Source organism: Superficieibacter sp. HKU1, assembly GCF_029319185.1.
In the GTDB taxonomy this organism is placed as follows: Bacteria; Pseudomonadota; Gammaproteobacteria; order Enterobacterales; family Enterobacteriaceae; genus Superficieibacter.
In genome coordinates this window covers 222,956-244,984 of the sequence record NZ_CP119754.1, presented here as the reverse complement: position 1 = coordinate 244,984, position 22,029 = coordinate 222,956, and the positions used below count along the sequence as shown (strand labels likewise).

General features: G+C 53.5%; 20 protein-coding genes. 11 read left to right on the top strand and 9 right to left on the bottom strand.

What is annotated here, in order from left to right; translation table 11 throughout:
* Positions 1 to 8: 8 nt before the first annotated feature.
* Both glyQ and P0H77_RS01190 read right to left on the bottom strand, forming a co-directional pair.
* Positions 9 to 920 (bottom strand): glycine--tRNA ligase subunit alpha, encoded by a 912-nt coding sequence (glyQ, locus tag P0H77_RS01195; protein ID WP_276161268.1) that lies wholly within the window; start codon positions 918 to 920, stop codon positions 9 to 11.
* A 105-nt stretch (positions 921 to 1,025) separates the two neighbouring features.
* The gene (locus P0H77_RS01190) at positions 1,026 to 1,325 is read right to left on the bottom strand and encodes a YsaB family lipoprotein (RefSeq protein ID WP_276161264.1); all 300 of its coding nucleotides are present in this window, start codon (positions 1,323 to 1,325) and stop codon (positions 1,026 to 1,028) included.
* A gap of 186 nt (positions 1,326 to 1,511) precedes the next feature.
* Here P0H77_RS01190 and P0H77_RS01185 point away from each other — a divergent pair, with 186 nt between their 5' ends.
* A complete protein-coding gene (locus tag P0H77_RS01185) occupies positions 1,512 to 2,507 on the top strand; it encodes an acyltransferase (protein ID WP_276161263.1) in 996 nt (331 codons plus the stop codon).
* 40 nt (positions 2,508 to 2,547) lie between these two features.
* Here P0H77_RS01185 and yiaA read toward each other — a convergent pair whose 3' ends face one another.
* The 4 genes from yiaA to xylA all read right to left on the bottom strand — a co-directional run bounded on the left by yiaA (position 2,548) and on the right by xylA (position 6,416).
* Positions 2,548 to 2,985: an inner membrane protein YiaA gene (gene yiaA, locus P0H77_RS01180; RefSeq protein ID WP_276161262.1), complete on the bottom strand. Its 438-nt coding sequence runs from the start codon at positions 2,983 to 2,985 to the stop codon at positions 2,548 to 2,550.
* A gap of 37 nt (positions 2,986 to 3,022) precedes the next feature.
* The gene (locus P0H77_RS01175; protein ID WP_276161260.1) at positions 3,023 to 3,403 is read right to left on the bottom strand and encodes a YiaA/YiaB family inner membrane protein; all 381 of its coding nucleotides are present in this window, start codon (positions 3,401 to 3,403) and stop codon (positions 3,023 to 3,025) included.
* A gap of 177 nt (positions 3,404 to 3,580) precedes the next feature.
* A complete protein-coding gene (gene xylB / locus P0H77_RS01170) occupies positions 3,581 to 5,041 on the bottom strand; it encodes a xylulokinase (protein ID WP_276161255.1) in 1,461 nt (486 codons plus the stop codon).
* A 52-nt stretch (positions 5,042 to 5,093) separates the two neighbouring features.
* Positions 5,094 to 6,416: a xylose isomerase gene (gene xylA, locus P0H77_RS01165; RefSeq protein WP_276161253.1), complete on the bottom strand. Its 1,323-nt coding sequence runs from the start codon at positions 6,414 to 6,416 to the stop codon at positions 5,094 to 5,096.
* A gap of 373 nt (positions 6,417 to 6,789) precedes the next feature.
* Between xylA and xylF the strand changes: the two genes are divergently transcribed.
* From xylF to xylR, 4 genes are all read left to right on the top strand, one after another.
* Positions 6,790 to 7,782 (top strand): D-xylose ABC transporter substrate-binding protein, encoded by a 993-nt coding sequence (xylF, locus tag P0H77_RS01160; RefSeq protein ID WP_276161248.1) that lies wholly within the window; start codon positions 6,790 to 6,792, stop codon positions 7,780 to 7,782.
* 78 nt (positions 7,783 to 7,860) lie between these two features.
* Entirely contained in the window at positions 7,861 to 9,402 is a 1,542-nt protein-coding gene (locus P0H77_RS01155) for a xylose ABC transporter ATP-binding protein (protein WP_276161246.1), read from the top strand.
* Positions 9,380 to 10,561: a sugar ABC transporter permease gene (locus tag P0H77_RS01150; RefSeq protein ID WP_276161242.1), complete on the top strand. Its 1,182-nt coding sequence runs from the start codon at positions 9,380 to 9,382 to the stop codon at positions 10,559 to 10,561. The genes P0H77_RS01155 and P0H77_RS01150 overlap by 23 nt, the downstream gene beginning before the upstream one ends.
* 85 nt (positions 10,562 to 10,646) lie before the next feature.
* Entirely contained in the window at positions 10,647 to 11,825 is a 1,179-nt protein-coding gene (xylR, locus tag P0H77_RS01145) for a D-xylose utilization transcriptional activator XylR (protein ID WP_276161237.1), read from the top strand.
* A gap of 54 nt (positions 11,826 to 11,879) precedes the next feature.
* On the opposite strand, the gene P0H77_RS01140 is transcribed toward xylR, so the two are convergent.
* Positions 11,880 to 12,701 (bottom strand): protein bax, encoded by an 822-nt coding sequence (locus P0H77_RS01140; protein ID WP_276161234.1) that lies wholly within the window; start codon positions 12,699 to 12,701, stop codon positions 11,880 to 11,882.
* A gap of 315 nt (positions 12,702 to 13,016) precedes the next feature.
* On the opposite strand from P0H77_RS01140, the gene P0H77_RS01135 reads away from it, so the two are divergent.
* Both P0H77_RS01135 and avtA read left to right on the top strand, forming a co-directional pair.
* Complete coding sequence (locus P0H77_RS01135; RefSeq protein ID WP_276161229.1) at positions 13,017 to 15,050, top strand: alpha-amylase; 2,034 nt, start codon at positions 13,017 to 13,019, stop codon at positions 15,048 to 15,050.
* Between the two features lie 158 nt (positions 15,051 to 15,208).
* Complete coding sequence (gene avtA, locus P0H77_RS01130; protein ID WP_276161227.1) at positions 15,209 to 16,459, top strand: valine--pyruvate transaminase; 1,251 nt, start codon at positions 15,209 to 15,211, stop codon at positions 16,457 to 16,459.
* Here avtA and P0H77_RS01125 read toward each other — a convergent pair.
* Both P0H77_RS01125 and yiaJ read right to left on the bottom strand, forming a co-directional pair.
* Positions 16,378 to 16,932, bottom strand: a complete 555-nt coding sequence (locus tag P0H77_RS01125) for a 4Fe-4S dicluster domain-containing protein (protein WP_276161224.1) — start codon at positions 16,930 to 16,932, stop codon at positions 16,378 to 16,380. The two genes, avtA and P0H77_RS01125, sit on opposite strands and share 82 nt — an antisense overlap.
* 227 nt (positions 16,933 to 17,159) lie before the next feature.
* Entirely contained in the window at positions 17,160 to 17,975 is an 816-nt protein-coding gene (yiaJ, locus tag P0H77_RS01120; RefSeq protein WP_194207532.1) for an IclR family transcriptional regulator YiaJ, read from the bottom strand.
* Positions 17,976 to 18,203: 228 nt separating this feature from the next.
* Between yiaJ and yiaK the strand changes: the two genes are divergently transcribed.
* The 4 genes from yiaK to P0H77_RS01100 are packed head-to-tail and all read left to right on the top strand — an operon-like array spanning position 18,204 to position 22,029.
* Entirely contained in the window at positions 18,204 to 19,232 is a 1,029-nt protein-coding gene (gene yiaK / locus P0H77_RS01115) for a 3-dehydro-L-gulonate 2-dehydrogenase (protein WP_276161222.1), read from the top strand.
* Positions 19,213 to 19,677 (top strand): YhcH/YjgK/YiaL family protein, encoded by a 465-nt coding sequence (locus P0H77_RS01110; protein ID WP_276165217.1) that lies wholly within the window; start codon positions 19,213 to 19,215, stop codon positions 19,675 to 19,677. The genes yiaK and P0H77_RS01110 overlap by 20 nt, the downstream gene beginning before the upstream one ends.
* Positions 19,678 to 19,721: 44 nt before the next feature.
* Positions 19,722 to 20,654: a DUF4862 family protein gene (locus P0H77_RS01105; RefSeq protein WP_276161221.1), complete on the top strand. Its 933-nt coding sequence runs from the start codon at positions 19,722 to 19,724 to the stop codon at positions 20,652 to 20,654.
* 55 nt (positions 20,655 to 20,709) lie between these two features.
* Complete coding sequence (locus P0H77_RS01100; RefSeq protein WP_276161220.1) at positions 20,710 to 22,029, top strand: MFS transporter; 1,320 nt, start codon at positions 20,710 to 20,712, stop codon at positions 22,027 to 22,029.

Below are 22,029 nucleotides of genomic sequence, written 5' to 3'. Positions count from 1 at the left end.
GCCGCCTCTTAGTTATTCTTGTTGCACATCGGGAAGCCGAGGGCTTCACGGGAAGCATAGTAAGCTTCAGCTACCGCTTTGGTCAGGGTGCGAATGCGCAGGATATAGCGCTGACGCTCGGTAACGGAGATGGCTTTACGCGCATCCAGCAGGTTGAAGCTGTGGGCGGCCTTCAGAATACGTTCATAAGCAGGCAGCGGCAGCGGGTTTTCCAGCGCCAGCAACTGCTGTGCTTCTTTCTCATACTGTTCGAAGCAGGTGAACAGGAAGTCCACATCGGCGTATTCGAAGTTGTAGGTGGATTGCTCCACTTCGTTCTGATGGAACACGTCGCCATAAGTGGTTTTACCCAGCGGGCCGTCGCTCCAGACCAGGTCGTAAACGCTGTCCACGCCCTGAATGTACATCGCCAGACGTTCCAGACCGTAGGTGATTTCCCCGGTTACCGGTTTACATTCCAGGCCACCGACCTGCTGGAAGTAGGTAAATTGCGTGACTTCCATGCCGTTCAGCCACACTTCCCAGCCGAGACCCCAGGCGCCCAGCGTCGGGTTTTCCCAGTTGTCTTCGACGAAGCGAATGTCGTGAATAGTCGGGTCCATGCCCAGCTCTTTTAGCGATCCGAGATACAGCTCCTGGATATTGTCCGGAGAGGGCTTAATCACCACCTGGAACTGATAGTAGTGCTGTAAACGGTTCGGGTTTTCGCCATAGCGACCGTCGGTTGGACGACGAGAAGGCTGAACATAAGCGGTTGCCATGGGCTCTGGCCCCAGCGCGCGCAGGCTGGTCATCGGGTGAGAAGTTCCCGCGCCGACTTCCATGTCCAGTGGTTGAACGATGGTGCAGCCCTGGCGAGCCCAGTAATCCTGTAAGGTCAGGATCAGGCCCTGGAAGGTCCTGGTATCAAACTTTTGCATAGTATTTCGTGCTGGATACGTGTGGATTTAAAGGAAGCGACCAGTATACCCGCTGACTGCAAGATATACAGTACGAAAGCGGGTAGAATGGGGAAAATTGGCCTGTTAGCGCATAGAAAGGTGTAAAAACTGGCCATCTGCATCAAATGAGCAGATAAAACCCTCTTTTCGTGCAGTATAACCGCGCATCTCATAACTTCCCTGAAATTGCTCAAAGCCAATAACGTTTATTTTTTGCGCGCCCGTATTGTAACGCCAGGCCGCCTGCCCCTTACATAGCGTCTCCATATCCAGCGAGCGCGCCGGTCCTACTTTCGCTTTCTGCGCTTTTTGCACCGTTTCTGGCGCACTCTGGCAGCCTGCCAGCAGCATGAATATGACAGGCATTAGCTTTTTTAAGGTCATTTTCCCGCGCCTCGTTAATTACCTGTTATTTTTAATGGTGATAGTTGTATAGGATATTTCTACCTGCAGATGTTGATAATGGCAAATGGCTTGTACAAGCTGCCGTCCGTAAATTCAGAATTATCTAATCAGAATCTCAAGCAAAATAGGAAGAAAACCCCGGTAAAAGAGGAAAGCAGGAGACTGATGTCGTCAAAAATACACTGGATAGAGAATTTGCGAGGGATTGCGTGCCTGATGGTGGTGATGATCCATACTACCACCTGGTACATTACCAACCCGACCGTCATCGGCCATATAGACTGGAATATTGCTAACGTCCTCAATTCCGCCTCGCGGGTGAGCGTACCGCTGTTTTTTATGATTTCGGGCTATCTCTTTTTTGGCGAGCGTAGCGCTCAGCCGCGCCACTTCCTGCGTATCGTACTCTGTCTGCTGTTTTATAGCGCCGTCGCCCTGCTCTATATCTGGGGCTTTACGTCGATAAACGGTGAACTCTCACTGCGCTATTTGCTGCAAAAACCTGTTTTTTATCATCTGTGGTTTTTCTTCGCCATTATCGTGATCTACCTGGTGTCACCTTTAATCCAGGTAAAAAATGTCAGCGGTAAAATGCTGCTGGCGCTGATCGTGGTGATTGGCGTCGTCGCGAATCCAAATACCGTCTCGCAAAAGATTGGCAGCGTTGAATGGCTCCCGGTGAATCTCTATATCAGCGGCGACACATTTTATTATGTCCTGTACGGCATGCTCGGGCGCGCTATCGGCATGCTCGACACTAATAAGAAGTCGCTTACCGTGCTGTGCGCGGCGCTGTTCATCATGGCAGTCTATGTAATTTCACGCGGCACGCTGCATGAGCTGAAATGGCGCGGCAGTTTTGCCGATACGTGGTACCTCTACTGTGGTCCAGCGGTCTTTCTCTGCGCGGTATCACTGCTGACGCTGGTGAAAAATACGCTTAACGCGCGCACCTTGCCCGGACTGAGTATTATTTCGCGTTATTCTCTGGGGATTTATGGTTTTCATGCGCTCATAATCCATGCGTTACGCACTAACGGCGTGGAGCTGACTCGCTGGCCGCTGCTGGACATTCTTTGGATCTTTAGCGCGACGGTGGCGGGTAGCCTGCTGCTGTCTATGCTGCTTCAGCATCTGGATACGCGCAGGCTGGTGAGTTAGCAGGCATGTGAGATGCCGGGGTGTTCCCCGGCACAAAATGCTACTCGCCACTCTCCTGTAAGGGTTCACCAGAAAGCTCTGCGCTGCGATCCCAGCCGTCACGGACGTTTTTCTGTACCGCCACAATGCCAAACAGGCTTAAGAAGAAAGCGAGGGCGTAGAAACCTTTTTCGCTCATCAGCAGGGTTGCATTCCACAGTCCGACCACCAGCAGGCCCACGGCGATAATAAACGTTGCCAGACACGCGATGTAATACAGCGGCGTTGTCGGAATATTTTCCAGCCGATCGCGGACGGTCTTTTGATAAGACATCGCGGAGAACAGCCCCAGCACCAGTACGGCAAAATAGTAGCCTTTCTCATTGAGTTGCATTTCTGCGTTCCACAGACCCAGCAGATAAACCACAATTCCAGCGACGAGCGCGATCCATGACACCAGGTTAAACGCTGGTGAGACAACGACTTTTCTTTCCATCATAAAAATCCTTCTTTTTAGGTCATCCTTAAATTTGATTTTACCGCTGCTCAGGATCTGCGATGTACCTTGCCTTTAAACAAACCGTCATGGCAATCAGGCTGATAACCCAGGCGACAAAGTAGATAATTCGCTGACTTAGCGTGATGGGCTCATTCCACAGTCCAACGGCAAGTAGCCCCATCGAAATCAGTAGCATCAGTTGACACCACATCTTCATCAACGCACTGAAGCAATGATGGCGTCTTAGATGCACGTAAACCACAGCAGAAAACAGGCCCAACGCTAACAATGCGATGTAATACCCCTTTTCACTCAACGTTGTGCAAATAGGCCATAATCCCGTTGCATAAACCAGAATCCCTACCGGCAAAGCGATTTTTGCTGCGCGAGTATATAACACCCCACTTGTATTACCCATCTGTAGCCCCTTTTCCTACTCCGAGGAAAAAGCATTATGGAGCAGAGCAGCGCTCAGATACTTAACTGAAGAGAGAATGAATCAGCAATTCAGAATAAATTCATATCGCTAACTAATAATATAAGTCCGTGTATCCATTAAAATAATCCCTCACTTGCAGGCAAGGAGGGATGGGGATCAGGACATCAGCGGCAGCAGTTGCTGGTAGATCTGGTGGAAGGTTTCACGTCGTTCGCCATAGCGGGCGTGACGAGCGGCATCAGGCAGATGCGTTTGTTCAAGCGGCAGTTGTGGCAGAAGTTCGGATAGCGGACGCTCCGGATTCATCGCCAGCTGAGCCAGCCTGGCTGCGCCCAGCGCGGGACCAACGTCGCCGCCGGTGCGATAATCCATCTGATGACCCGTAATATTGGCCAGCATCTGACGCCACCAGGCGCTACGCGCACCGCCGCCAATCAGGGTGATACTTTCAGGTGTCACACCGCAGGCATGAACCGCATCAATACCGTCCGCCAGCGCATATCCAACCCCTTCCAGCACCGAACAGGCCAGTTCAGCCGGTCCATGCTGATGGGTCAGACCAAAAAAGACGCCTTTTGCCTGCGGATTATTGTGCGGCGTCCGTTCGCCAGAGAGATAGGGCAGGAACCAGACAGCGCCTGCATTTTCATCTGCTTCCTGTGCCGCGGCGATCAGCGCAGGCACCGAATTCAGCCCGGTAAGTTTCGCCGCCCAGTCGAGGCAGGATGCCGCACTAAGCATCACGGACATTAAATGCCAGCGTGCTGGTAGCGCATGGCAGAAACTGTGCACTGCACTTTCCGGCTTACTTAAAAATCCGTTACTGACGGCAAAATAGACGCCGGAGGTACCCAGCGAAAGCATCGCCTGGCCGACGTCCGCCATACCGACGCCAACCGCCCCCGCGGCATTGTCACCGCCGCCAGCGACCACCGGCACGGCGGACATATTCCACGCATCCGCAACGTCTGGCAACAAACTGCCGGTAATTTCACTTCCTTCAAAGAGCGCGGGCATCTGCGCGCGGGTGAGCTGGCAGGCTGCAAGCATTTCATCGCTCCAGTCACGCTTTTTCACATCCATCCACATCGTACCCGCGGCATCTGACATATCGCTGGCAAACTCGCCCGTCATGCGCAGACGCAGACGCAGATAATCTTTGGGTAGCAGTACCTTGTCAATCTGGCGAAAAACGTCGGGTTCATGGCGCTGCACCCACAGGAGTTTGGGTGCCGTAAACCCCGGCATCATCAGGTTGCCAGTAATCGCGCGGGACTCAGGCACCTTCGCCTCCAGCATGGCGCACTCCTCGCCGCAGCGGCCATCATTCCACAGGATTGCCGGGCGCAGCACGCGCTGTTGATGATCGAGCAGCGTCGCGCCGTGCATTTGCCCGGCGATACCGATTGCCTTTACAGCACGCAAGGAATGCTGCGCGCCTAACGCTTTTATGGCGCGATCCGTCGCCAGCCACCAGTGCTCAGGATCCTGCTCCGACCATAAAGGATGCAGGCGTGAAACGGTCAGTTTCTCTGTCTGAGACGCCACGACATTTCCCTGTTCGTCCAGCAAGATGGCTTTTACGCCGGAGGTTCCCAGATCTATCCCGATATACATAGTGACCACTCCTTATCTGCTAATAATGGCCCGGCATACCGGGCCAAACCGCTTATTTGTTGAAAAGATAGCCGTTAACCACATTCTCCAGCAGTTCCTGATGACCGCTTTGATGCTGCGGAGCCAGGTTGTGCTGCTCAGCGTATTTTGCAATGTCGGCAAGACTTAGCTGACCTTTGAGGATCTGCTGACCCAGTTCGCCGTTCCAGCCGCTGTAGCGTTTCGCCACTCGCCGATCCAGCTCGCCATCTTCAACCATTTGCGCTGCGATTTTCAGCGCCATTGCCATGGTATCCATCGCACCAATATGCCCGTAAAAAAGGTCATATTTATCTGTACTCTGGCGACGCACTTTGGCGTCAAAGTTCAGGCCACCCGTCGTTAAACCACCCGCTTTGAGGATTTCATACATCACCAGCGCATTCTCTTCCACGCTGTTCGGGAACTGATCGGTATCCCAGCCAAGCTGCGGATCGCCACGGTTAGCATCGACGGAACCAAAGATCCCCAGTGCAATCGCTGACGCAATTTCATGATGGAAAGAGTGGCCCGCCAGCGTGGCATGGTTAGCTTCAATGTTCACTTTGATCTCTTTTTCCAGACCAAACTGCCTGAGGAAACCGTAGACGGTTGCCACGTCATAGTCGTACTGGTGCTTCGTTGGCTCCTGCGGTTTTGGTTCGATCAACAATGTGCCCTGGAAACCAATTTTATGTTTATGATCCACGACCATCTGCATAAAGCGGCCGATTTGTTCACGCTCCTGACGCAGATCGGTATTCAGCAGGGTTTCATACCCTTCACGACCGCCCCACAGAACGTAGTTTTCACCGCCCAACTTGTGCGTGGCATTCATTGCCGTCACCACCTGAGTGGCCGCCCAACTGAAGACCTCTGGATCCGGGTTAGTGGCTGCGCCTGCACCATAACGTGGGTGGGTAAAGCAGTTGGCTGTCCCCCACAGCAACTTCACGCCGCTTTGCTGTTGTTTTTCGCCCAGGTAATCCATCATTTCGGCAAAATTACGCAGATATTCTTTCAGCGAGCCACCTTCCGGCGAAACATCCACATCGTGAAAGCAGTAGTACGGCACATTGAGCTTATGGAAAAATTCAAACGCGACATCAGCTTTACGTTTTGCCAGTTCCAGCGCCTCGCCTGGCTTCTGCCATGGACGATCGAAGGACCCCACCCCGAACATGTCCGCGCCGTTCCAGCAGAAAGTATGCCAGTAGCAGGCGGCGAAGCGCAGGTGATCCTCCATGCGTTTACCCAGCACCAGTTCATCCGGGTTGTAGTGGCGGAACGCCAGAGGATTTTTTGATGTGGGTCCTTCGTAACGAACGCGATCCAGTTGGTCAAAATAAGCTTGCATAATGAACTCCATATTCAGAGACGCGGCGGGTAGTCGATTCAGCCGTAATACTGGAACGTCATCTCGTCTTGCTCAATTACGTTATTTCACACTGCTATTAAGAGAATGCACAAACGTGCGCTGGCTCGCAAAAATGCACCGGTTCTTTTTTACGAGGGTCCTTCCGGTCAACATTGCAAAAGTCTGCTAACAACCAATAAAAGTCCGATCCCGGTCATAAATTAGAAAATAAACGAAATATCGTAATGCAAAGATAAAAATCTGTAATTGCCAGTTTCGGTATACCTGTTAAAAATTTGCAGCGTGTTAAGCCGTAAATTTTTCTTTTATCGTTGATATCACCACCCTAACCCTACAAAAAGGCATCACGATTATGAAAATAAAGAACCTGTGTCTCACGCTCTGCGCCTCACTGCTACTGGCAAGCGGTGCGATTCATGCAAAAGAGATTAAAATCGGTATGGCCATTGACGATCTACGCCTGGAGCGCTGGCAGAAAGATCGCGATATTTTTGTTAAAAAAGCAGAGTCGTTAGGCGCAAAAGTATTTGTTCAGTCAGCGAATGGCAACGAAGAAACCCAGATGTCGCAAATTGAAAATATGATCAATCGCGGTGTCGACGTGCTGGTCATTATTCCTTACAACGGACAAGTGCTGAGCAACGTTGTAAAAGAAGCGAAGCAGGAAGGTATTAAAGTGCTGGCCTATGACCGCATGATTAACAATGCGGACATCGATTTTTATATCTCTTTTGATAACGAAAAAGTCGGCGAAATGCAGGCGCAAAGCCTGGTAAATAAAACGCCACAGGGGAATTACTTCCTGATGGGTGACTCACCGGTTGATAATAATGCAAAACTGTTCCGCGCTGGCCAGATGAAAGTATTAAAACCCTATATTGATCAGGGGAAAATAAAGGTGGTGGGCGATCAGTGGGTTGATGGCTGGCTGCCGGAAAATGCCCTCAAGATTATGGAAAACGCATTAACGGCGAATAACAACAAAATCGATGCGGTGGTGGCCTCTAACGACGCGACCGCCGGAGGAGCAATTCAGGCGCTTGATGCGCAGGGGCTGGCAGGTAAAGTCTCCATCTCTGGTCAGGACGCCGACCTTGCCGGGATAAAGCGCATTATCGCAGGGACGCAGACAATGACCGTCTACAAGCCGATTACCCTTTTGGCGAACACCGCCGCTGAAATCGCCGTTGAGCTGGGGAATGGCCAGCAACCGAAAGCGGACTCTACCCTGAACAACGGTTTGAAAGATGTTCCGGCACGCCTGCTGACCCCTATTGAAGTGAATAAGAGCAATATTGATGACACCGTCATTAAAGACGGTTTCCACAAAAAAACCGACCTGTAACGCCTGATGCCCTCTTCGCGAGGGCACTGGCTCTCGTTTTGCCAGACTCTGTTATTTCATTGGCTACGCGGAGCAGTTATGCCTTATTTACTGGAGATGAAAAACATTACCAAAGCTTTCGGCGCTGTGAAGGCTGTAGATAATGTTAGCCTGAGATTAAACTCAGGCGAAGTCGTGTCGCTGTGCGGTGAAAACGGCTCCGGTAAATCCACATTAATGAAAGTGTTATGTGGCATTTACCCCTACGGCAGCTACGACGGCGACATTATTTTTGCCGGGGAACCCTTACAGGCCAGTCATATTCGCGACACGGAGCGCCGGGGTATCGCCATCATTCATCAGGAACTGGCGCTGGTAAAAGACCTGACCGTGCTGGAAAATATTTTCCTCGGCGCAGAAATTACCCGCCACGGCGTCATGGATTACGACAGTATGACCCTGCGCTGCGAAAAGCTTCTCGCCCAGGTCAGCCTGTCAATTTCACCGAATACTCGCGTGGGAGATTTAGGCCTTGGTCAGCAGCAGCTGGTCGAAATTGCCAAGGCGCTGAATAAACAGGTGCGGCTACTTATTCTGGACGAACCGACGGCCTCGCTGACGGAACAGGAAACGGCGGTGCTGCTGGATATTATTCGCGATCTGCAACAGCACGATATCGCCTGCATTTATATTTCCCACAAGCTCAACGAAGTGAAGGCCATCTCAGACACCATCTGCGTGATCCGTGACGGCCAACATATTGGCACCCGCGATGCGGCAGGCATGAGCGAGGATGATATCATCACCATGATGGTTGGCCGCGAATTGACCGCGCTCTATCCCAATGAACCTCATACCACTGGCGAAGAAATCCTGCGCGTGGAGCACCTGACCGCCTGGCATCCGGTTAATCGCCATATTAAACGGGTTAACGATATCTCCTTCTCCCTGAAACGCGGCGAAATCCTTGGTATTGCCGGGCTGGTTGGCGCAGGGCGCACGGAAGCCGTTCAGTGCCTGTTTGGCGTCTGGCGCGGACGCTGGGAAGGCCAGGTTTTCATCGACGGCCAGCCGGTACACATTCGCAACTGCCAGCAGGCGATGGCGCACGGTATCGCCATGGTGCCTGAAGACAGAAAAAAAGACGGCATTGTGCCGGTAATGGCAGTGGGCAAAAACATTACCCTCGCCGCACTTGATCAGTTTACCGGTCCCGCAAGCGCGCTGAACGACGCGGCAGAACAGCACTGCATTTTACAATCGATCCAGCGGCTGAAAGTCAAAACCTCTTCGCCGGACCTGGCGATTGGTCGACTGAGCGGCGGCAACCAGCAAAAGGCGATTCTGGCCCGTTGTCTGCTGCTTAATCCGCGCATTCTTATTCTGGACGAGCCGACGCGTGGCATTGATATCGGCGCGAAATACGAGATTTATAAGCTCATTAATCAGCTTGTGCAGCAGGGCATCGCCGTCATCGTCATTTCATCTGAGCTGCCGGAAGTGCTGGGCCTGAGCGATCGGGTACTGGTAATGCATGAAGGGAAGCTGAAAGCCGATTTAGTGAATCATAACCTGACGCAGGAGCAGGTGATGGAAGCCGCATTGAGGAGTGAACGTCATGTCGAAAAGCAATCCGTCTGAAATGAAACTCGCTGTCCCGACGCCCGGTCCCTTTTCGGGCCTGAAATCCCTGAACCTGCAGGTCTTCGTGATGATCGCCGCCATCGTGGCCATCATGCTCTTTTTCACCTGGACTACCGATGGCGCTTACCTGAGCGCGCGTAATATCTCTAACCTGCTGCGCCAGACGGCCATCACCGGCATCCTGGCGGTCGGGATGGTCTTTGTCATCATCTCGGCCGAAATTGACCTTTCGGTTGGCTCGATGATGGGGTTACTCGGCGGCGCGGCGACCATTTTTGACGTCTGGCTCGGCTGGCCGCTACCGCTGACCATTGTCGTCACGCTGGCGCTCGGCCTGCTGCTGGGTGCCTGGAACGGTTGGTGGGTCGCTTACCGCAAAGTCCCGTCGTTTATTGTTACCCTCGCCGGGATGCTGGCGTTTCGCGGCATCCTGATTGGCATCACTAACGGCACCACCGTATCGCCGACCAGCGCCTCCATGTCGCAGATCGGCCAGAGCTACCTGCCCGGCGGCGTCGGCTTTACCATTGGCCTGCTGGGACTAATGGCATTCATTGCCTGGCAGTGGCGCGGGCGGATGCGCCGTCAGGCGCTGGGGTTGAGCACATCTGCCTCCAGTGGTGTTGTCGGTAAACAGGCGATCACCGCAGTAATTATCCTTGGTGCAATCTGGCTACTGAATGATTATCGCGGCGTTCCAACGCCCGTGCTGGTACTGGCGTTTTTACTGCTGGCGGGTATGTTTATGGCGACACGCACCGCTTTTGGTCGTCGAATTTACGCCATTGGCGGCAACCTTGAAGCCGCGCGCCTTTCCGGTATTAACGTTGAGCGCACAAAACTGGTCGTGTTTGCCATCAACGGTTTAATGGTGGCGGTTGCCGGGCTGATCCTCAGCTCTCGTTTAGGCGCAGGCTCTCCCTCCGCCGGGAACATTGCCGAACTGGATGCCATCGCCGCCTGTGTGATCGGCGGCACCAGCCTGGCGGGCGGTATCGGCAGCGTAGCAGGTGCGGTTATGGGTGCATTTATCATGGCATCGCTGGATAACGGGATGAGTATGATGGACGTGCCGACGTTCTGGCAGTATATCGTTAAGGGAGCGATTCTGCTGCTGGCTGTCTGGATGGACTCTGCCACCAAACGCCGCGCCTGATCTGTTATGAAAGTACCACAGCACTACCGGCACGGAATGCCGATAGTGCTTTTCACTATGCGATGATTCACGGGAAAAAAGCATCATGTTTGAAAAACGTCACCGCATTACGCTGTTATTCAATGCAAATAAAGCCTACGACCGTCAGGTCGTTGAGGGTGTAGGGGAATATTTACAGGCGTCACAATCAGAATGGGACATCTTTATTGAAGAGGATTTCCGCGCCCGTATTGAAAACATCAAAGAGTGGTTAGGTGATGGCGTCATAGCCGATTACGACGATCCGGAAATCGAACAATTGCTGGCCGATGTCGGAGTTCCTATCGTCGGCGTCGGCGGCTCTTATCATTTGCCTGAGCGCTATCCGGCGGTGCATTACATCGCTACCGATAACTATGCGCTGGTGGAAAGCGCCTTTTTACACCTGAAGGAAAAGGGCGTTCATCGCTTTGCATTTTATGGGCTACCCGCTTCCAGCGGAAAACGCTGGGCAGCAGAGCGAGAGTATGCTTTTTGCCAGTTGGTCGCTAAGGAGAGATACCGCGGTGTTGTGTATCAGGGGCAGCAAACCGCGCCGGAAAACTGGCAGCACGCGCAAAATCGTCTTGCCGACTGGCTGCAAACGCTGCCGCCGCAGACCGGCATCATTGCCGTTACCGATGCCAGAGCGCGGCACATCCTCCAGGCCTGCGAGCATCTGCATATTCCGGTTCCGGAAAAACTGTGCGTCATCGGCATTGATAACGAAGAGCTGACCCGCTACCTCTCCCGGGTAGCGCTGTCATCCGTAGCGCAGGGCACGCGGCAGATGGGCTATCAGGCCGCCAAGCTTCTGCACCGCTTAATGGATAACGAAGAACTACCCTTACAACGTGTGCTTGTTCCTCCTGCGCGCGTTATTGAGCGCCGCTCAACCGACTACCGCTCACTGAGCGATCCAGCAGTGATTCAGGCTATGCACTATATCCGTAATAATGCCTGCAAAGGCATCAAGGTAGATCAGGTGCTGGATTCGGTCGGTATTTCCCGATCAAACCTGGAGAAACGTTTTAAAGAAGAGGTTGGCGAGACAATTCATGCAGTGATCCACGCAGAAAAACTGGATAAGGCCCGTAGCCTGCTGATTTCCACATCGCTGTCGATCAACGAAATTTCCCAGATGTGTGGCTACCCTTCGCTGCAATATTTCTATTCGGTTTTTAAGAAAGAATATGACGCCACGCCGAAGGATTACCGGGAGCGGTATAGTGAGGTGATGGTGTAGAAACAAAAAAGCCTTCCTGACAGAAGGCTTTCTGATATTACGCTAACGTAACAATTACATATGTGCCGCAATCAACCGCTGATTATCCTGATACATGGAAAACAAGAAGTTGTTATAGCTTGCGCCTTTCGTGGAGTAACCTTCCAGCTTATGAATCATTGCCGTCGCCGTCACTTCCTGATCCGCTTTACGCAACTGCGCACGCGACTTACGGAATGACGTATAGGCCGGGTGCGTATTCAGATTAACGACGTAGGCGTTAACCGACTCTTTCACCGAACCAAACTGCGAGTAGCCTTTGACTTTACCCGGCGCGTTGGTGCAACGACCCTTCGCACATTTCATGCCGAAGAGATTGTTATTATTACGTGCCAGCTTTGAGGTACCCCAGCCGCTTTCTGCGGCAGCCATGGTCGCAATCATACTGTCCGGAATAATATCCACGCGCTCAAGCAGTTTGTTCCACGGAACACGACGCGTATTGCCAGACCAGCTGATCTTATAGCGCTTCGTAATATCCTTCAGGCGTGAACGCTCCGCAGGCGACCATTGGCTGCTATATTGCTTTGAGATCAGCCAGTTACGCTCTGCCGTAATCGCTGCATTTTGACTGGTAATATAAGGCATGACCGTCCGGAGAAACGCTTTTTTTCTTGGTGTTCCGGAAGGGTATTTTCGCAAGTCAGGGAGTGAACTACTTAAATCACTATTGCGAGAATACTCTTGTTTACTGCTAACCTTTTTATTACTTGTCGCTGTTATTCGGGCTATATCACTCGTTGTTGTGTGCGTTTTTGCAAACGTCCCACCCGAAAAAGCATAGGTGAGTAACATGAGTATCATGGCCCCATATCGTCGAAGGGGAGTCGATATCATTAAGTCTCCTGGTCGGATTTAAGCATCCAAACGCCTTAGTTATGTTAAGGAAATAAGCACTGAGCCCCGAACCTTACCAAAAATATCCTTCATGAGCACGTAAAGGAATAGAGAAAATCCGAAATAATGTCACGTGTAAAGTGTAAACTTTGCTCATTTACGCGCCACAAGTGCTACGTATCTCTCACTTTTTGCTGTTTTTTTGCGCGCCATCACTCACCCCGTGCCATCCTCCCCGTCAGGTTGCTGCTAAGGAGGAGCACGCCGGAAAAATTTGCGTGCAAAATGCGCTAAACACCGTGACAGGACATCGCCATGAAATTCGCCGCACTTTTACCGCTGCTGCTACCCGGCATGGCGTTTGCTGCCTGGAATGCGCCCGGCTTTCCAGCGTTCACGCCAGAAGGTACCGGAAAATTCGTAAGTCAGGCCGCACTGACGAAGGGTACGCGCCCTTTAACCATAAATTTTGACCAACAGTGCTGGCAGCCAGCGGACGCCATTAAGCTCAACCAGATGTTGTCGCTTAAGCCCTGTAGCGGCGATGCGCCGCAGTGGCGTCTGTTCCGCGATGGTGATTATCAACTGCAAGTCGATACCCGCTCCGGCACGCCAACCCTGACAATTCGCGTGCAAAGTCCCGCGCAGGAAACCCGCACAGCCGTTATCCGCCAGTGTCCGGTATGGGATGGTAAACCTTTAACGCTGGATGTCAGCCAGACTTTTCCGGAAGGCAGCGCCGTGCGCGACTTCTATAGTCAACAAACCGCGACCGTCCAGCAGGGCAAAATCACCCTCATGCCTGCCGCCGGAAGCCAGGGCCTATTATTGCTGGAGCGTGCGGAAACCGATGCGCCTGCCGCATTTGACTGGCACAACGCCACCGTCTATTTCGTGCTGACCGATCGTTTTGTCAATGGCGACCCCGCTAACGACAACAGCTACGGTCGACATAAAGACGGCATGGAAGAGATTGGCACCTTCCACGGCGGCGATTTAAAAGGGCTGACCAGCAAACTGGATTATTTACAACAGCTCGGCGTCAATGCGCTGTGGATAAGCTCGCCGCTTGAGCAAATCCACGGCTGGGTGGGCGGCGGCACGAAAGGCGATTTTCCACACTACGCCTATCATGGGTATTACACCCAGGACTGGACCCGGCTGGACGCCAATATGGGCGATGAGGCGGATCTGCACAAACTGGTTGATGAAGCGCATAAGCGTGGTATCCGCATCCTCTTTGACGTGGTAATGAACCATACCGGTTACGCCACCCTTGCCGATATGCAGGAGTACCAGTTCGGCGCGCTGTATCTTAAAGGCGACGAGCTGAAAAAAACGCTGGGCGATCGCTGGACCGACTGGAAACCCGCCGCCGGACAGAGCTGGCACAGCTTTAACGATTACATTAACTTCAGTGACAAGGCGAGCTGGGACAAGTGGTGGGGCAAAAACTGGATCCGTACCGATATCGGCGATTATGACAATCCCGGTTTTGACGACCTGACCATGTCGCTGGCCTTTCTGCCCGATTTAAAAACTGAATCTACCACGCCGTCCGGTTTACCGGTGTTTTATCAGCACAAGCCCGACACGCACGCCAAAGCCATCGCGGGTTACACGCCGCGCGATTATCTCACCCACTGGTTAAGTCAGTGGGTACGCGATTACGGTATAGACGGCTTCCGGGTCGATACCGCAAAACACGTCGAGATGGAGGGCTGGCAGCAGCTGAAAACTCAGGCCAGCGAAGCGCTCGCGGCGTGGAAAGCGGCAAATCCAGATAAAGCGCTGGATGACGCGCCGTTCTGGATGACCGGCGAGTCCTGGGGTCACGGCGTGATGCAGAGCGACTATTACCGCCACGGTTTTGACGCGATGATCAACTTCGATTATCAGGAGCAGGCCGCAGGTGCGGTTGACTGCCTGGCGAATATCGATCCTGTCTGGCAGCAAATGGCGGATAAGCTTCAGACCTTTAACGTATTGAGCTATCTCTCTTCCCACGATACTCGTCTGTTCCGCGAAGGCGGTAACAAAGCAGCGGAACTGCTTTTACTGGCCCCCGGTGCGGTACAGATTTTTTATGGTGATGAGTCGGCGCGGCCTTTTGGCCCCACCGGATCGGACCCGCTTCAGGGCACGCGTTCGCAGATGAACTGGCAGGATATCGCCGGGAAAGCCTCAGAGAGTGTCGCGCACTGGCAAAAACTCGGCCAGTTCCGCGCCCGCCATCCGGCGGTTGGCGAGGGTAAACAGACCACGCTGACGCTATCGCAGGGATACGGTTTTATTCGCAAAAAAGGCGACGATACCGTAATGGTCGTCTGGGCAGGGAACAATAAATAACCTTTTCTATGCGGGGCACATGTCGCCCCGCATAAAAATCTACGTTAGTAATAAATTGTAGTTAAATACGTCATCCATTCCCCGTTTCCCCGATTTGCACCGCGTCACCGGGCGCGTTATCGTTACTCTCTTTCAAACAGGCCCGACAGATCTCCGCTATGACATTTTCCCTTTTCGGCGACAAATTTACCCGCCATTCCGGCATTACCCGCCTGATGGAGGACCTGAACGACGGTTTACGCACCCCAGGCGCAATCATGCTGGGCGGCGGCAATCCGGCGCAAATCCCGGCGATGACCGACTACTTTCATCAGCTGCTTGCCGATATGCTGGCAAACGGCAACGCCACGGACGCGCTATGTAACTATGATGGTCCGCAGGGGAAAAGCGAATTACTGGCGCTGCTGGCGGATATGCTACGTAAAGAGCTGGGCTGGGATATTGAACCGCAGAATATTGCACTAACAAACGGCAGCCAGAGCGCATTTTTCTACTTATTTAATCTTTTTGCCGGACGACGCGCCGACGGTACCACGCGCAAGGTGCTTTTCCCGCTGGCACCGGAGTACATTGGCTATGCCGATGCGGGGCTGGAAGAGGATCTGTTCGTCTCCGCACGCCCTAATATTGAACTGCTGCCGGAAGGACAGTTTAAGTATCACGTTGATTTTGAACATCTGCACGTGGGTGAAGACACCGGGATGATCTGCGTCTCACGCCCGACGAACCCGACGGGCAACGTCATCACCGATGAAGAGATCATGAAGCTGGATGTGCTGGCCAACCAGCACGGCATCCCGCTGGTGATCGACAATGCCTACGGCGTCCCCTTCCCCGGCATCATTTTTAGCGAAGCGCGCCCGCTGTGGAACCCGAATATCGTACTGTGCATGAGCCTGTCCAAACTGGGCCTGCCGGGAAGCCGCTGCGGAATTATCATCGCTAATGAAAAAATCATCTCCGCCATTACCAATATGAACGGCATTATCAGCCTGGCTCCGGGCGGCATGGGTCCGGCGATGATGAGCGAGATGATTAAGCGTAACGATTTATTACGTCTTTCGGAAACGGTCATCAAGCCGTTTTACTACCAGCGCGTGCAGGAGACGGTGGCCCTTATTCGCCGTTATCTGCCGGAAGAACGTTGTTTGATCCACAAACCTGAAGGCGCGATTTTCCTCTGGCTGTGGTTTAAAGATTTGCCCATCTCAACCGAGCTGCTGTACCAGCGTCTGAAAAAACGCGGCGTGCTGATGGTGCCCGGTCATTACTTCTTCCCCGGTCTGGACAAACCCTGGCCGCATACCCACCAGTGCATGCGGATGAATTACGTGCCGGACCCGGAGAAAATCGAGGCAGGGGTAAAAATCCTCGCCGAAGAGATCGAACGCGCCTGGCTGGAAGGATAAACGCCGCGCGGCGTACGTAGCCGCGCGCGCTGTAATTGATCCGGATCGAGACATTCAAGCGCATGGGTCGGGCAGGCCTCAACGCAGGCGGGGCCGCCATCACGATGCTGGCAGAGATCGCACTTCAGCGCCGTTACGCCCTCCTGCGCCGTAACGACTTGCATCGCGCCAAACGGACAGGCAACCATGCAACTCTTGCAGCCGATACAGCGGCTTTGCTCAACCAGAATCGCGCCGTTACGGCGGCTGATAGCACCGTTGGGGCACACTCTGGCGCAGGGTGCGTCTTCACAATGATGGCAGGTAACGGCGGTTGAAAAGGTATCCGCTTTAATCACCCGAATACGTGGAATAAAGGCAGCGGCGGTTAACGCGGCGCAATCCTGCTGCGCCTGATGCGACACCGCGCAGGCTATTTCACAGGTGCGGCAGCCGATGCATTTTGTGGAATCGGCGCGAATAAATCGATTCATGCCTTTCTCCGGCAGAGAAAAAAAGCAGAGTGCCAGAGAAGATGGCGTCAATGCTTTGATCCGACGCGGGAAAGGAGAAAGATTTGTCAGATGCCAGAGAATGATGGGGCATCTGACGGTCAGGAAAACAGGTTAACAGGGGAAACACCGGGATTGGGTTCCCGGAGGGACGCCCAACCCGGTGGTCGCCCCGATGACGTCAGGCGCTTTATCATCAACCTTGTGCCTTATTCCCGCACGCTGAAACCCAGCTCGTTAGAGATAGCCTGTGCGGTCTCCCGTAACGGCTTAAGCAAATTCTTCTCACCGATCTGCTTGAGGCGCGAAGTCGAAAGTGAAATCGAAATCGCATAGGGCACGCGGTGGTGGATATCAAATACCGGTACGGCAATGCATGACACCCCCAGCTCGTTCTCTTCCCTGTCCATCGCCATCCTGCTCTCACGAATTTGCGCCAGCTCATCGTACATCGCAGGCAGGCCGGTAATCGTATTGCGGGTTAGCGGCTGAATACTGTCCTGGTGGCTCTGCCAGTACGTCTCCACATAATCCGGGTGTCCGAACGCCATATAAATCTTGCCCATCGCCGAACAGTAGAGCGGCATATGCTGCCCGATATAAGCGCGGGTGCGCAGCATGCCGGTCGTCGGCTCCAGCTTGTAGATCAGAATCGCATGATCGTCTTCGCGGCTGGAAAAGTTAATGGTTTCCCCGGTTGCCAGGTTCAGCGCCTCCAGGTGCGGCGCGGCAACGTGGATAATATTCAGGGACGAAAGCGCTTTCTGCCCTACCGCAATAAATTTCGTCGTCAGCCGATAGCTGCCTGCCGCAGGCGCGGGCGTCACATAGCCGCAGGACTGCAAACCCTGTAGCAGACGATGAACGGTACTTTTGTTCAGCCCCGCCAGTTCAGACAGGTGTGCCAGTGGACAACCGTTCGGATAGTTACTGAGGATCTCAATCAGCATTAAGCCGCGAAACAGGCTCTGGCTTCCGGCGGGCCTCTCTTTATCCTGCATTACATCGCTCTCTTTCGTACTCATTGCTTCCTCACTCCTTTTTATCGCGTCCTGATGGTAGCGCAAAGTGTGGTTCAGTTCACGATCTGGACTAAAAATTTACAACCTATTGATTTTTATGTTTTTAAAAAACAAAGCCACCCATTGATCTGTTAAATATTGATCGTTATATTTGAAATCAGATTTCGCATAGTGAAATTTAAAGGTAAAAAAGCACTCAGGACGTCATGTAAAGACGGGAGAAAAAGAACGATGAAAGTCACATTTGAACAGTTGAAAGCCGCTTTTAATCAGGTACTGCTTTCACGTGGCGTCGCCAGCGACACAGCCGATGCCTGCGCGGAAATGTTTGCCCGCACTACCGAATCCGGCGTGTATTCACACGGCGTAAACCGATTTCCACGTTTTATTCAGCAACTCGATGCGGGCGATATTATTCCCGACGCGGCACCGAAACGTATCGTCAGCCTCGGCGCGATCGAGCAGTGGGACGCGCAGCGTTCGATTGGCAATTTGACGGCGAAAAAGATGATGGATCGCGCGACCGGGCTGGCATCGGATCACGGTATCGGGCTGGTCGCCCTGCGTAACGCTAACCACTGGATGCGCGGCGGCAGTTACGGCTGGCAGGCGGCGGAGAAAGGCTACATTGGCATCTGCTGGACCAACTCGATTGCTGTCATGCCGCCGTGGGGCGCGAAGGAATGCCGCATTGGCACCAATCCGCTGATCGTCGCCATCCCGTCGAACCCCATCACAATGGTGGATATGTCGATGTCGATGTTCTCTTACGGCATGCTGGAAGTGAACCGGCTGGCGGGCCGTACCCTGCCGGTGGACGGCGGCTTCGACGATGACGGCCAACTGACCAAAGAGCCGGGCGTGATCGAGAAAAACCGCCGCATTCTGCCGATGGGCTACTGGAAAGGCTCCGGGCTTTCTATCGTGCTGGACATGATTGCCACCCTGCTTTCTGACGGCGCATCCGTGGCGGAGGTCACTCAGGACAACAGCGACGAATATGGCGTCTCGCAGATTTTCATCGCCATTGAAGTCGATAAGCTGATCGACGGGGCGACGCGCGACGCCAAACTCCAGCGGATTATGGACTTTGTCACCACCGCCGACCGTTCCGATGAAGATGTTGCCATTCGTCTGCCGGGACACGAGTTTACCCGTCTGCTGGAGGAAAACCGTCGTAACGGCATCACCGTTGATGACAGCGTATGGGCGAAAATTCAGGCGCTACAGGAGGTGGATGATGATCTTCGGTCACATTAACCAACCTAATCCTTGCCGCCTGCCTGCGGCAATCGAAAAGGCGCTCGAATTTTTGCGCACCACGGATTTTCGCCAGCTCGATCCGGGCGTTAAAGAGATCGACGGCAAAGACATTTTTGCCCAGATTATCGATTTAACTACCCGCGAGGCGCAGGAGAATAAGCCGGAAGTACACCGTCGGTATCTGGATATCCAGTTTCTCGCGTGGGGCGAAGAGAAAATCGGCATCGCCATCGACAACGGCAACAATGAAATCAGTGAATCACTGCTTGAGCAACGCGATATTATTTTTTATCACCAGAGCGAAAACGAATCTTTTATTGAAATGGTGCCGGGCAGTTACGCCATATTTTTCCCGCAGGATGTGCATCGTCCTGGCTGTAATAAAATAGCGGCAACACCCATTCGTAAAATTGTCGTCAAGGTTGCCCTCGCGGCGCTTTAATTACTTGCATATTTATCAAGCCCGATAAATATCAGGAGCACAATATGAAAAGCAATAACGCCGGTTATATTATTGGCGCGTACCCCTGCGCGCCGTCGTTTCACCAGAAAAGCGAAGAGGAAGAAAGCGCATTCTGGCGACAGCTCGCCGATACCGCTGATATACGCGGACTGGAGCAGCCCTGCCTGGAAAATCTGCATCCTTATGGTGACGAGTGGCTATGGCAACACACGCCCGGAGAGTGGCAGATCGTTGTCACCGCCATTATGGAAACCATGCGCCGTCGCGGACTCAACAGTGGCTTTGGTCTTGCCTCCAGCGATGAAAACCAGCGTCGGGCCTGCGTTGATTACTACCGCCATCTGCAGCAGAAAATCGCCTCTGTTAACGCCAGGCACGGCGGCAAAGTGATCGCCCTGGAAATCCAGGCGGCTCCTCTGGCAGGCAACGCCGATGCAGACCAGGCAACCGAGGCGTTCGCCCGCTCGATAAAAGAGATCGCCAGCTGGGACTGGTCATGCAAGCTGGTGCTGGAGCACTGCGATGCAATGACGCAGCCTGCGCCGCGCAAAGGCTTTCTGCCGCTGGAAAACGTGCTGGATGTGCTCAGCGGCTACGATATCAGCGTCTGTATTAACTGGGCGCGCTCCGCCATTGAAGGGCGCAATACCACGCTGCCGCTGACGCATACGCAAATGGCAAAACGGGCGGGAAAACTCGGCGCGCTCATGTTCTCCGGCACGACGGAAACGGGGGATTACGGCGAATGGCAGGATTTACATGCGCCCTTTGCCCCGTTCTGCGAAGAGAGTTTGCTGACGGTGGATCGCGCGCGTGAAGTATTTAATGCGGCCGATGCAGCAACTCTGCAATTTGCCGGTATCAAACTGCTTGAAATAAATGCTAATGCTGATGTCGGGCATCGGATTGCGATTTTACGCAATGGCATAGATGCAATGAACACAGTGACAAAATAAAAACAAACTTTGCGCCATTACACCAGAACAAAACCTTTTTTATGAGAAAATTATCATGAATACTTTATCTGGCTCTACACCCGCGAATATTCCGCACCAACGCTGGCTTAGAATAATCCCACCTATTCTCATCGCCTGTATTATTTCGTATATGGACCGCGTCAATATCGCCTTCGCCATGCCTGGCGGGATGGATGAAGAACTGGGTATTTCCGCCACCATGGCCGGACTGGCAGGCGGCATCTTCTTTATTGGCTACCTCTTTTTGCAGGTGCCGGGCGGTAAAATCGCCGTCCACGGCAGCGGCAAGAAATTTATCGGCTGGTCGCTGGTCGCCTGGGCGGTGATTTCCGTGCTGACCGGCCTTATTACTAACCAGTATCAGTTGCTGGTGCTGCGTTTTCTGCTGGGCGTGGCCGAAGGCGGGATGCTGCCGGTGGTGCTGACGATGATCAGCAACTGGTTCCCGGATGCCGAGCGCGGCCGTGCTAACGCCATCGTGATTATGTTTGTGCCCATTGCCGGGATCATCACCGCACCGCTCTCCGGCTGGATCATCACCGTACTGGACTGGCGCTGGCTGTTCATTATCGAAGGTCTGCTGTCGGTGGTGGTGCTGGTACTGTGGGCATTTACCGTTTATGACCGTCCGCAGGAGGCACGCTGGATTTCAGAGGCCGAGAAAAATTATCTGGTGGAAACACTGGCCGCAGAGCAGCAGGCCATTGTCGGTAAAGAGGTCAAAAACGCCTCGCTTAGCGCGGTCCTGTCCGACAAAACCATGTGGCAGTTGATCGCACTAAACTTCTTTTATCAGACCGGAATTTACGGTTATACCCTGTGGCTGCCGACCATTCTCAAAGAGCTGACCCATACCAGCATCGGCCAGGTGGGAATGCTGGCCGTTCTGCCCTACGTCGGGGCGATTGCGGGCATGTTCCTCTTCTCCTCCCTGTCGGACCGCACCGGCAAACGTAAGCTGTTTGTTTCCCTGCCGCTGATTGGTTTTGCGCTGTGCATGTTTTTGTCCGTCACGCTGAAGGCCCATATCTGGCTCTCCTATGCCGCGCTGGTCGGCTGTGGCTTCTTCCTGCAATCCGCCGCAGGGGTGTTCTGGACCATTCCGGCACGCCTGTTCAGCGCCGAAATGGCAGGCGGCGCGCGCGGGGTAATTAACGCCCTCGGCAACCTCGGCGGCTTCTGCGGCCCTTACGCGGTTGGCGTTTTGATCACGCTCTACAGCAAAGATGCCGGCGTTTACTGCCTGGCCATCTCGCTGGCGCTGGCGGCGCTGATGGCGCTGCTGCTGCCCGCGAAATGCGATGCCAGAGCTGAAAGTACCCGCCCGGTAAACCCGCGTAAGCGCGAAGCATAA

Bases quoted from the DNA above. Each gene is read 5' to 3' on its own strand.
- avtA (WP_276161227.1), top strand. From the start codon at position 15,209: ATGACATTTTCCCTTTTCGGCGACAAATTTACCCGCCATTCCGGCATT.
- P0H77_RS01175 (WP_276161260.1), bottom strand. From the start codon at position 3,403: ATGGGTAATACAAGTGGGGTGTTATATACTCGCGCAGCAAAAATCGCT.
- glyQ (WP_276161268.1), bottom strand. From the start codon at position 920: ATGCAAAAGTTTGATACCAGGACCTTCCAGGGCCTGATCCTGACCTTA.
- P0H77_RS01100 (WP_276161220.1), top strand. From the start codon at position 20,710: ATGAATACTTTATCTGGCTCTACACCCGCGAATATTCCGCACCAACGC.
- P0H77_RS01155 (WP_276161246.1), top strand. From the start codon at position 7,861: ATGCCTTATTTACTGGAGATGAAAAACATTACCAAAGCTTTCGGCGCT.
- P0H77_RS01135 (WP_276161229.1), top strand. From the start codon at position 13,017: ATGAAATTCGCCGCACTTTTACCGCTGCTGCTACCCGGCATGGCGTTT.
- yiaK (WP_276161222.1), top strand. From the start codon at position 18,204: ATGAAAGTCACATTTGAACAGTTGAAAGCCGCTTTTAATCAGGTACTG.
- P0H77_RS01110 (WP_276165217.1), top strand. From the start codon at position 19,213: ATGATCTTCGGTCACATTAACCAACCTAATCCTTGCCGCCTGCCTGCG.
- P0H77_RS01125 (WP_276161224.1), bottom strand. From the start codon at position 16,932: ATGAATCGATTTATTCGCGCCGATTCCACAAAATGCATCGGCTGCCGC.
- P0H77_RS01185 (WP_276161263.1), top strand. From the start codon at position 1,512: ATGTCGTCAAAAATACACTGGATAGAGAATTTGCGAGGGATTGCGTGC.
- xylA (WP_276161253.1), bottom strand. From the start codon at position 6,416: ATGCAAGCTTATTTTGACCAACTGGATCGCGTTCGTTACGAAGGACCC.
- P0H77_RS01190 (WP_276161264.1), bottom strand. From the start codon at position 1,325: ATGACCTTAAAAAAGCTAATGCCTGTCATATTCATGCTGCTGGCAGGC.
- xylB (WP_276161255.1), bottom strand. From the start codon at position 5,041: ATGTATATCGGGATAGATCTGGGAACCTCCGGCGTAAAAGCCATCTTG.
- xylR (WP_276161237.1), top strand. From the start codon at position 10,647: ATGTTTGAAAAACGTCACCGCATTACGCTGTTATTCAATGCAAATAAA.
- yiaA (WP_276161262.1), bottom strand. From the start codon at position 2,985: ATGATGGAAAGAAAAGTCGTTGTCTCACCAGCGTTTAACCTGGTGTCA.
- xylF (WP_276161248.1), top strand. From the start codon at position 6,790: ATGAAAATAAAGAACCTGTGTCTCACGCTCTGCGCCTCACTGCTACTG.
- P0H77_RS01140 (WP_276161234.1), bottom strand. From the start codon at position 12,701: ATGATATCGACTCCCCTTCGACGATATGGGGCCATGATACTCATGTTA.
- P0H77_RS01105 (WP_276161221.1), top strand. From the start codon at position 19,722: ATGAAAAGCAATAACGCCGGTTATATTATTGGCGCGTACCCCTGCGCG.
- P0H77_RS01150 (WP_276161242.1), top strand. From the start codon at position 9,380: ATGTCGAAAAGCAATCCGTCTGAAATGAAACTCGCTGTCCCGACGCCC.
- yiaJ (WP_194207532.1), bottom strand. From the start codon at position 17,975: ATGAGTACGAAAGAGAGCGATGTAATGCAGGATAAAGAGAGGCCCGCC.